Annotated in this window: 2 protein-coding genes; both read left to right on the forward strand. The window is 57.4% G+C overall.

Annotated features, from left to right (window positions below; genetic code table 11):
* Positions 1–3,681 (forward strand): two-component regulator propeller domain-containing protein, encoded by a 3,681-nt coding sequence (locus tag VEH04_02630; protein ID HYG21651.1) that lies wholly within the window; start codon positions 1–3, stop codon positions 3,679–3,681.
* 361 nt (positions 3,682–4,042) lie between these two features.
* Positions 4,043–6,169: a DNA topoisomerase IV subunit A gene (locus VEH04_02635; GenBank protein HYG21652.1), complete on the forward strand. Its 2,127-nt coding sequence runs from the start codon at positions 4,043–4,045 to the stop codon at positions 6,167–6,169.
* Positions 6,170–6,627: the final 458 nt, after the last annotated feature.

Raw genomic sequence — 6,627 nt, forward strand, 5'->3', positions numbered from 1 at the left:
GTGAAGAAACTGATTTTAAGATGGGTTTGCGTGGGATTGTTGGTCGGACTTGTCTCTGTTCCGGCATCGCTGATGGCGCTCGACGACAGCAAGTCACTGCGTCAGTTCAATTGTCGCAACTGGACGCGGCAAAGCGGACTGCCGGTTAACAGCATCCGCGCACTGGCTCAAACCGAAGACGGTTACCTGTGGATGGCAACGCAGAAAGGCCTCATCAAATTCGATGGGAACAATTTCACCATCCTGCCTCTTGCGGAAGTAGTGACCTGGCGCAATCGCACGTTGATCGCACTGGAAACGACCCGCCGTGGCGAGCTGTGGTTCGGAATTGAATCGGGAACCTTTGGGGCGCTGGACCATACGAACGGATTCCGCCGCCCGCCAAAAGCCGAGTGGGTTGCCCCGCAGCTGAGTGTGCTTTCCATCCTCGAGGCGAAGGATGGCTATCTATGGCTGGGCACCGCCAACGGCGTCGCGCGTTGGAATCCCGCCAGCAATCAACCGGCATTGTGGGATACAAACGTGTGGAACGCCCAAGTTCTTCATGAGGATTCCAGTGGCCGCATATGGATCGGCACCACCGACCGCGGACTTTTCCGCTGGGAAAATGGAAACCTCCAGCCGATCGATCTGAAGCTCAACGGCGAAAGCATTTTTGCGCTTACCACAGACTCGTCGGGCAATCTCTGGGTCGGAACCCAGTGGGGTCTGCGCTGCTTCGACGCGCAGTTGAATCCGCGCCCCGAGTTTCAACACTTCACCGAGGTCCGCGTCCTCTACACAGATCGCGTCGGAGGCGTGTGGATCGGCACCAGCGGCAACGGGATCCAGCGCTACTATCGCGGCACGATGGAAACGATGACCAGCACCAACGGCATCGCCAATAACTACGTCACTGCCCTGCTGGAGGATCGCGAGGGAAGCATGTGGATCGGAACACGCGAAGGCTTGAGCCAGCTCAGTGACGTGAAGTTCCCCATTCTGACTGAAGCGGACGGCATTCTCGGCAGCGCCGCGCACGGGGTTGCTGCGGGCGTTGACGGCGGGGTCTGGATTGCGTCAAGCCGCGGCGTCTCTTGGCACCACGGCACCACAAACAAACATTTCACGGTCGAATCGGGGTTGCGCGTCGCCTACACCAAACGCGTCCTGCAAGCGCGGAACCGCGATCTGTACATCCTGAACGGAAACCGCGAAATCGAGGTCATCGCAGGCGACGCCATCGTCGCGCGTCACACCTTCGAGAACTGGCCGACAGCGATTGCCGAAGATTCAGCGGGTGTAGTGGTTTCGGTTGGCACCAGCCTTTTCCGTGTGAATCGTCAGAAGATTGAGCCGTTCACGTACAATGACGGAATCGCGCCTCAATTTTACTGGATCCGAAATGTTCAAAGCTGCGCAGATGGTTCCCTGCTCGTCAGTTCCGTCAACGGCTTGTTTCGGTTGCGTGACGGCGATTTCGAACACTGGTCGACGGATCAGGGCTTTACGGACCTCGACGTGCTCTATGCCCTGGAGGACGACGAAAAGACGATCTGGATAGGGCAGATGTCGGGCCTGAGCCGTTTGCGGAACGGGCGCGTGATTCACATCGCGGATGACCTTGTCGGCACGGTCGTGAATGCAGTCATGCCCGATCATCGCGGAAACCTCTGGATCACTTCACTCCGCGGGATCATCAGAATCAGCAGGCAAAGTGCGAACGACGTGGCCGATGGCCGTTCGCAGCATCTGGATGGCGTCCTGTACGATGGCTTGGAATCGGTCAAGACGATCGATTCCACCGACGCTGAATTCGTCGCGTGCAGGACTTCCGACGGACGCATTTGGTTTCCAACCCCGCAGGGACCCGTGCGCATTGACCCGGATCACGTACCTGTGAACCAGATTCCGCCCCCTGTCAGAATTCACAGCGTTCTCGTCAATGGAATCGATGTCACCGAAAAGGGCTGGAGCGAGGTCAAGGCTGGAGGCGGTGAGTTGTCCTTTCAGTTCACTGCGATGAGCCTCTTGGCGCCGCAGAAGGTGCGATTCCGCTACATCCTTGAAGGCTACGATGCCGCCTGGGTTGATGCAGGAACGCGCCGGTCCGCGTTGTATGCCAACCTGAAGCCACGGAGCTACACATTCCGCGTTCAAGCCTGCAATGCTGACGGACTCTGGAATGAAGCAGGCGCGAGTTTCGCAGTAACGCTTCCACCGCAATACTATCAGACTGTTTGGTTCCGGATCCTGCTCGGTGTGTTTGGAATTTCCGCACTGGGCGGCATCTACACCTTTCGGGTGCAGCATCTGCACCAGAAACAGCGGGCCTTGAGGGATGCCAACGAGGCTCTCGAGCAGAACATCCGCGAACGCACTTCCGAACTGAGCGAGCAACGCAATCTCCTCAGGACTCTGATTGATCACCTGCCAGATGAAGTCTTCGTCAAGGACAGCGCCGGCCAGGTGATCATCAACAACCTCGCGCATGCCCGCAACATGGGCGTCGAGGATCCGGCCGATGCCGTCGGCAAAACCGATTTCGACTGTTTTCCGGCTGTCCAGGCCCAGCAATTTCGCGCCGCGGAAGAGAAGCTGCTGAAAAGTGGTACCGAGTATGACGCCGTCGAATGCGTCACTCTCAGGAGTGGGCAGGCCCGATGGCAGCGAACCACCAAGGTTCCCGTCCGCGACAGCAGCGGCCAGATCATCGGGCTCGCGGGCATTCACCGCGACATGACAGAGCGCAAACGATGGGAAGCGGAAATGGAATCGCTGCACAAGCAGCTGCTGCAAACCTCACGACAGGCTGGAATGGCCGAAGTTGCCACAAGCGTTCTGCACAACGTCGGCAACGTCCTCAACAGCGTCAATGTCTCCGCGTCGATCGTTGAGGATCACGTCCGCAATTCCGGGCTCGAGCGCTTGCAGAAGGTGGTGGAATTGCTGCAGGCGAACAGCGCTGACCTCCCGCGATTCCTCACGACCAATGACAAGGGAACCAAACTGATTCAATATCTGGATACGCTCTACAAGACCTTCGTTAAGGAGAAATCGCGGGTTCAAGAGGAGGTCCAGTCCCTCAACAGCAACATCGAACACATCAAGAAAATCGTGTCAATGCAGCAGAGCTACGCGAGGGTTGCGGGCCTTGTCGAATTGGTGAAGCCATCGGAGTTGCTCGAAGATGCCTTGCGCATGCACGAAGCCGCATTTCAGCGGCATTCAATCCAAATCGTGCGCGATTACGAGGACATCGAGCCAGTTCCGCTCGACCGGCACAAGGCGATGCAGATTATTGTCAATCTGCTGCAGAACGCCAAATACGCCTGCGATGTCAACGAGGCGGATAACCGCTTTGTCCAGCTGCGGATTCAGCGCGACAGCGGAGATCGCGTCCGCATTGAGGTGATTGACAACGGCATGGGAATTCCGCCCGAGAATCTGACGCGCATCTTTTCCTACGGGTTCACCACCCGCAAGGAAGGCCATGGTTTCGGTCTTCATGGCGGAGCCCTGGCAGCCCGCGAAATGGGAGGCTCGCTGATGGCCTACAGCGACGGCGAGGGCAAGGGCGCGCGTTTCGTGCTCGAGTTGCCAGGTCGACCACCCGCGACTGCGCCGCGCATGGACATGGGATCACGGACCGAAAACAGCGAACTCGTCCCTGAACTCGAAAGTTCCGCGATGTCCGCCTGACACGGATAAGATCCCGGCCCGCCTGGCGCTATCGCGCGCGCCTCCGAAAGAGGTGCATGTCCTGACCCTGCCCCGGAGGGCGGCCTTTCCGGCCGCTTCAATGATCGCACTGAATCGTATCAAATGATTGCACACGGGTTCGCGCACGCTTGAGCAGCGTAAACGCCGCGCTCCTCCTGCAGTGTGGCTCTGGGCAGTGTCAGGATGCATCTCTTCAAAACTTTCTCCAAAGAAACCTTTTCTTTTTCGGCGACCCTTTGCAGCATTTTAGCCGTCGCGTCTTGAACTGAACGGGAGATCGGAGTTGGATTCCCCACGCGGTAACTTTAAATGCACGCGCTCTTGAGTGAGCCTCTTGAACATGGCAGAGAAACCGAAGAACGATTCGAAGCAACTCGATCTTGAAATCAGCGCTGGTAAAAAAGGCAGCGGCATCGACAACGCGCAGCCGAATGCGGAGGCAAACGCAGCGTCGGCCCACGCTGAAATCGTTGCCGAGCAGGTGCCTGCCAATCTCGTCCATCACCCTTTCAACCCCGCAAAAATTGAGCTGCCCCTGCATCGGCGCGTCAACACGAGCTTTCTTGAATACGCCAGCTATGTCATCCGCGACCGCGCGATTCCCCACCTCGCCGATGGTTTGAAGCCCGTGCAGCGCCGCATCCTGTGGGCGCTCCACCAGAATGATGACGGCCGGTTCATCAAGGTCGCCAACCTTGTCGGCGACACGATGAAGTATCACCCGCACGGAGACGCGGCCATTGGGGATGCGCTCGTTGTGCTGGCAAACAAGCGTTACCTCATTGAGGGCCAGGGTAACTTCGGCAACATCTTCACGGGCGATCCCGCAGCCGCGCCGCGTTATATTGAATGCCGGCTGACCGAGCTTGCGCGCACGGAACTCTTCAACGACGAGATCACCGAATTCGTTCCCAGCTACGATGGCCGCAACAAGGAACCCGTCACCCTCCCCTCCAAGCTGCCGCTCACGTTGATGCTCGGCACGGAAGGAATCGCCGTCGGGCTTTCAGCGCGCATTCTACCGCACAACTTTCCAGAACTGCTCGAGGCGCAGATTGCGATCCTCAAAAAGCAGACTTTCAAGTGCCTTCCCGATTTCCCCACGGGCGGGCTCATGGACGCCCGCGATTACCAGGATGGAAAGGGTTCCGTCAAGGTGCGCGCCAAGATCAAGGTCAAGGACGATGCGACCGTGGTGATCAAGGAGATTCCGCCGACCACCACAACCGAAGCCCTCATCGCTTCCATCGAAGATGCCGTTCGCAAGGGCAAGCTGAAGGTGAAGTCGATCAATGACTTCACCTCCGAAACTGCGGAAATCGAAATCCGCTGTCCCCAGGGAGTTGATCCTGAAAAACTTGTCGATGCTCTTTACGCCTTCACCGACTGCGAAGTGTCGTTATCCAGCCGCATCATTGTCATCCGAAACAATCGCCCGGTGGAGATGACCGTGAGCGAAGTGCTTCGCGAGAACACGGAACAGCTCGTCGATATTCTCCGCCGCGAACTGGAGTTGAAAATCCGAAAGCTCGAGGACGAACTCCATTTCCGCACGCTGGAACGCATCTTCATCGAAGAACGCATTTACAAGCGCATCGAGCAATGCAAGACGAACGAGGCCGTGCTTGCCGCCGTCCACGATGGCTTCAAGCCGTTCCGCAAACAGATGTACCGGGATTTGTCCGACGCCGATGTGGAAAAACTCCTGAGCGTTCGCATCCGGCGAATATCGCTCTTCGACATCAACAAGCATCGTGAAGAAACGGACAAGGTCAAAGCAGACCTGGAGGAAACGCGCAAGCATCTCAAGAATCTGACGAAGTTCGCTATCGCGCACCTCGAGGCGCTGCTGGAAAAATACGGCCCGCGTTATCCGCGGCTCACGACCAAATCCTCGCGGCATGAGGAAGTCGACGTCAAAGCCGTCGCGTTCAAGGCCTTCAAGGTTTCCTACGATCGCGAGAGCGGATACGTCGGCTACAAGGTCAGCGGTGAGGAATTCAAACTCGATTGCACGAAGTTCGACAAGCTGCTGCTGGTGTTCAGGGATGGCACTTACAAGGTGATCGATTTGCCTGAAAAGATGTTTGTCGGCCCTGATGTTGTTCATTGCGCGCTGCCTGACCGCGAAGGCGTGTTCACGTGCGCTTACACCGACCGGAATGCCAGTTATCTCAAACGGTTCACGTTCGGCGGAACAATCCTGAACAAGGTTTATTCCTGCATCCCGGAGAAATCCCGGATCCTCTACTTCGCCCCGGGAACCCCCAAGGTGTTGTACATCCGCTACAAACCGGCTCCGCACCAGAAGATCACACAGCAGACTTGCGATCCCAACGACATCGAAGTCAAAGGCCCGAAAACGCGCGGGCGGCAGATTTCCATCAAGGATATCAGCTCCGTCACTGCGACCCCGACGCGGGGCTGGGACGAGAACGCGACCACGACGAAGATTCTGTTTGTTTGATGGCGAGATGCCGAAGTCTCGCTGATAAAGCCCGCGGAGCCGTGTTCCGCTCCAATTCCTCGCGTCTTTGTGGTCGGTCATCCACTAGTTCGTCTGCCCAAAAAAAACCGCGTCGATGCAGCGTGGCATTATTTGGGGGAGGTCGTGTTTCAATCCGCGCTCCGGGTTTGATCCCGGAGCGACCTAGAAGAGCAGACTGGTTTGTGAGGGTGAGTAGTTTCAATCCGCGCTCCGGGTTTGATCCCGGAGCGACGTCGCAGCAATGCCATAGCTGTCCCCTCGAGCAGCGTTTCAATCCGCGCTCCGGGTTTGATCCCAACGGCTGATTCATCTGGATCGAGCGGGTGACAGTCCAGAGGGATGAGGATAGAAAATGACTAGACATTTTTTACCCCCTGCCGCAGGCTTGCTTCATGGTTTTGGTCAATGCTCCGACTGAAAGCGATGTTTTGGATCGG

The sequence above is a fragment of the Verrucomicrobiia bacterium genome, assembly GCA_035629175.1.
Classification (GTDB): Bacteria; Verrucomicrobiota; Verrucomicrobiia; order Limisphaerales; family DASXHY01; genus DASXHY01.